Consider the following 3,994-nt stretch of genomic DNA (forward strand, 5'->3'; position numbering starts at 1 on the left):
CTAAGAGAGAGCCCCTTGTTTTTGTTGCTTCCTCTGCATCGCCTGATAGCGGCGGAGCGTGTCGATCAGGAATTTTTGCTCTTCAAGGGTAAGACGTTTCATCAGCCGAGCGATTGCGCTTGCGTCCTCAGTTGAGGGCGTTGGAACATCTTCTAGCATTTGCGCCATCGAAACACCAAAGGTGTCCGAAATGTGCTGAAGGGTTGCCAGTGACGGCAAGGTCACGCCTCGTTCAAAGCGCGAAACCGTCATCGGGTCGATATCCAGCGCGGCCGCAAGTTCTTCTTGAGTCATCTCGGCGGCAGTCCGCCATTGGGCGATAGTTCGACCTATCGTCTTTGCAAGCTCATTCCGCACAGTAGACCTAATTTGTTGGGATAAACACTAAGCCCAAATCATTTGTCAGTCATGCTTTTTATGTTAGGCTTCAATATGCCTAGCAATTAACTAGTCAAATACGATCTATTCCCGCAAAAGAGCAGGCGTAGAGCGTGATTGCCCAATCAAAATTTTCGGGAGGCTCTCAAATGAGACGTAGCAAACTGCTTTCTGCACTCGTCATCACCGCGATGATTGCTGGGTGCGCCACCCCCTATAGCGAAGCTCCACTGGCCACGAACTTCCCGAGCAGCAAGCAACCGAAATTGCAGGCTGCCGCACACTGGAATGCCATTGCCGGGGATGTTGCCAAACAACTTGCTGACCACCTGAAAGACCGGCAGCCGCTGTATGTGAATCGCGCTCAGGAAAAAACCGAGTTTGATCGCGCGTTCTCAAATCAGTTGATTTCCGCTCTTGTCGCTCAGGGATTCATGGTTCAGAAGAATGCTACTGGTGCGCTTACTGTCGATATCGACACGCAGACCGTTCGGTTTGCGGCTAACCGTCCCCAGTACAACTATTCCGGCGCTGCTACTGCGCTGACGACTGGTGTTTGGGCGCTGCATAACGCGTCCCCTGCCGGCATCGCTACCGCTGGTATCGTCGGCGCTGATGCTTATTTCTGGTTCCGTTCCGAGTTCGCTACAGGGGAGACGCCCCAGAGCGAGATCATCGTCACGGCCAGTGTCAGCAACCGCGATCAGTATCTATCAAGAAACACGAGCGTCTATTACGTGGCGGACGCTGACCAAAGCCTCTATCAAGCGCCTATGCCGCCTATGCCTGTGAAAGCGATTAATCTCGTGGGAGGTAAGTGATGATCGCAAAATCAATAACATTGGCGCTGTCGATCAGTTTGCTGGCGTGCTTGGCCGGATGCTCGGATGCTCCTCCGAGGAAGGTAGAGCCTACTTGGGATCAGGCTGCTGTCAATCCAATCGTTCCGGCCAACTACAAGGCGGCGGATGCGCTGCTCGCGCAAATCAAGCCAACGTTGTCCAAGGGGCAATCTCTGATCGTGGCAACTGTCGTCAATATCGATGCCCTGGACAAATCCTCCACTATGGGACGGTTAATTTCCGAGCAGGTTGCCGGGCGCTTTACCCAAGCCGGTTATCGGATGGTCGAAATGAAGTTCGGCAATGCCGTCTATGTCAAACGTGACCAGGGCGAGTTGATGCTTACCCGGGAGATTAACAATTTAGCGAAAAGCTATGATGCCCAAGCGGTTGTTGTCGGCACATACGGTGAAAGCAACGATTTTTTATACGTGAATCTCAAGATCATCCAGCCAACAACCAATGTGGTGCTTGCGGTTCACGACTATGTGATGCCGCTGGACAATACGGTGAAGTCTCTAATGCGTAGCCGCTGACAGAAGCCCGGGGGCCGTGCAATCAATTGCACTGGCCTCTGCAAGCCGCCGAGCACATAGCCTCTACGAGGTTGAACGTCCGGGACCGACCCGAGGACTAAACCGCTCGCGCGGTAGGCCGTGTTCTGAGGTTTCGACGATGATTTGAGTGCTTCTTTGTTTTCCACTCGCCTTCGCCGAGCATCTTGCCCCCTGTGCTATCAACCAGCAGGTGCAGGGCATCGTTTGCCACGATGCGGGATAGCAACCTCCAAATGTTTCTGACGCCGTGACACCGTGCTGAAATCAGCCGCGTAGGGTGTGCAACGCGACGCGTTGCGCACCGTTCAATTTATCGGCGTAGTTTCCGCGTGCGCAAATGAGATTTGCGCACCCTACCCAGTTCAATCCCGGCGTATCAATGCCAGCGAATGCGGGAAGAACGCCGCCGCGCTCAGGTGTTCTGGACGACGATGTTCGGGAACTTGTGCGTCATGTCCTTGGCACGCTCGGCGACCTTGACGGCGACGCGGCGCGCGATCGTGCGATAGATCTCCGCCGCGCGCGAATCGGGCGCACCGACCACCGTCGGCTTGCCGGAGTCAGCCATCTCACGGATCGCCAGTTCGAGCGGCAAGGCGCCGAGGAACTCGGCATCGTAGTCCTTGCACATTTGCTCACCGCCACCGTGGCCGAAGATGTGTTCCTCGTGGCCGCACTTCGAACAGATGTGGATGCTCATGTTCTCGACGAGGCCGAGAATCGGGATGCCGACCTTCTCGAACATCTTGAGCCCCTTGCGCGCGTCGATCAGCGCGATGTCCTGCGGCGTGGTGACGATGATGGCGCCGGTGACCGGCACCTTCTGCGCCAGCGTCAACTGCGTGTCGCCGGTGCCCGGCGGCATGTCGACGACGAGGTAGTCGAGGTCGTCCCAGTTCGTCTGATTGAGCAGCTGTTCGAGCGCCTGCGTAACCATCGGGCCGCGCCAGACCATCGGCGAATCGACGTCGATCATGAAGCCGATCGACATCGTCTGCACGCCGTGCGCCTTCAGGGGATGCATCGTCTTGCCGTCGTCCGACTCGGGTTGCTGCCCAACGAGCCCCATCATCTGCGGCATCGACGGGCCATAGATGTCGGCGTCGAGCAGGCCGACGCGCGCGCCTTCCTGTGCCAGCGCCAGCGCGAGATTGGCCGCCGTCGTGCTCTTGCCGACGCCGCCCTTGCCGGAGGCCACGGCGACGATGTTCTTGACGCCCTTCAACGGCTTCAAGGTGCCCTGTACCGCGTGCGCGACGATCTTGTAAGAGACATTGACATTGACGCTGGCGACGCCCGGCACGGCCTTCACCGCGCCGACGACCAGATTGCGAATGGCGTTGAGCTGCGAGTTCGCCGGGTAGCCGAGTTCGATCTCGAGCGAGACGGTGTCGCCGTCGACGTTGATGCCCTTGACCTCCCTCGAGGCGACGAAATCCTTCTGCGTGTTCGGATCGATCAGATTCTTCAGCGCCGCCTCGACGGCTTCCTTGGTGACTGCCATGCTGTGCTCCTAGTAGGGATACCCGAGTAAATTTGTCCAGTTTACTTGAAATACCCCGCGCTCGCATCTCCGCATCCGAATCGAGGTCATATCAGATTCAAACTTCCCTGCGTCGCCGCCGAGGCTAACGGTCGCACCCGCGCAAAGGCGAGCAGTTTGCCAAGGCGGGCCGACTTGTTCTTCCAGTCGTAGAACATCGACTCCCCGAGAAGCACGTAATGCCACGGGCGCTCATCGTGAGCTTCCGGCGGCAGTGAGTTGATCCGCTCGCACCACGTCTGCGCCGCCTTCAGCTTGCGCTGCACGTTCGGGCTGGTCACATCCTTCTGCGCCTTGGTCTCGACGAGATACACCGCGTCCGCCGTGCGCACGAGAAAATCAGGCGAGTAGAACGCCGGCAGGCCGTCTTCCTTCACGTAGCGCAAGCGCGCGAAGTCGTGCCGTGTTTCGCTGATCTTGCAGAACGCCTGTACCGTCGTATCGTTGTCGGCCCATTCGATGAACGCCCTTTCCAGCCCGCCGTTGCGCGCCGGATAGACCAGCCGTTCGTAGATGCACTTGTTGACCGGCAGCGAATGCTTCTCCTGCATCATCAGCTTGGCCACCTCCGACAATCGCCGATGGCGGATTTCCGTTTCGCCGTGCGTCGTCACCGATTCCGACTCGATCAGCGCCACGGCGAACACCTTGGTGATGTGGTCAACCAGCGGCTG

General features: G+C 57.8%; 5 protein-coding genes and 1 pseudogene. 2 read left to right on the forward strand and 4 right to left on the reverse strand.

Features of this window, described 5'->3' with window-relative positions; genetic code table 11:
- Positions 1-357: a helix-turn-helix transcriptional regulator gene (locus KBA32_RS16565; protein WP_294361344.1), complete on the reverse strand. Its 357-nt coding sequence runs from the start codon at positions 355-357 to the stop codon at positions 1-3.
- A gap of 170 nt (positions 358-527) precedes the next feature.
- On the opposite strand from KBA32_RS16565, the gene KBA32_RS16570 reads away from it, so the two are divergent.
- Complete coding sequence (locus tag KBA32_RS16570) at positions 528-1,199, forward strand: hypothetical protein (RefSeq protein ID WP_294361345.1); 672 nt, start codon at positions 528-530, stop codon at positions 1,197-1,199.
- Positions 1,199-1,756: a FlgO family outer membrane protein gene (locus KBA32_RS16575; protein WP_294361346.1), complete on the forward strand. Its 558-nt coding sequence runs from the start codon at positions 1,199-1,201 to the stop codon at positions 1,754-1,756. Before KBA32_RS16570 ends, KBA32_RS16575 begins: the two co-directional genes overlap by 1 nt.
- A gap of 133 nt (positions 1,757-1,889) precedes the next feature.
- On the opposite strand, the pseudogene KBA32_RS16580 reads toward KBA32_RS16575, so the two are convergent.
- From KBA32_RS16580 to KBA32_RS16590, 3 genes and pseudogenes are all read right to left on the reverse strand, one after another.
- Positions 1,890-2,043, reverse strand: a pseudogene (locus KBA32_RS16580) (transposase); the annotation flags it as partial.
- Positions 2,044-2,189: 146 nt separating this feature from the next.
- Positions 2,190-3,281, reverse strand: coding sequence for an iron-sulfur cluster carrier protein ApbC (gene apbC / locus KBA32_RS16585; RefSeq protein WP_294361347.1), 1,092 nt, complete (start codon positions 3,279-3,281; stop codon positions 2,190-2,192).
- Positions 3,282-3,367: 86 nt separating this feature from the next.
- Positions 3,368-3,994: TnsA endonuclease N-terminal domain-containing protein (locus KBA32_RS16590; RefSeq protein ID WP_294361350.1), on the reverse strand; the 627-nt coding region annotated here is incomplete at its 5' end.

The organism is Propionivibrio sp. (genome assembly GCF_017995515.1).
Lineage (GTDB): Bacteria > Pseudomonadota > Gammaproteobacteria > Burkholderiales > Rhodocyclaceae > Propionivibrio.

Bases quoted from the DNA above. Each gene is read 5' to 3' on its own strand.
- apbC (WP_294361347.1), bottom strand. From the start codon at position 3,281: ATGGCAGTCACCAAGGAAGCCGTCGAGGCGGCGCTGAAGAATCTGATC.
- KBA32_RS16570 (WP_294361345.1), top strand. From the start codon at position 528: ATGAGACGTAGCAAACTGCTTTCTGCACTCGTCATCACCGCGATGATT.
- KBA32_RS16575 (WP_294361346.1), top strand. From the start codon at position 1,199: ATGATCGCAAAATCAATAACATTGGCGCTGTCGATCAGTTTGCTGGCG.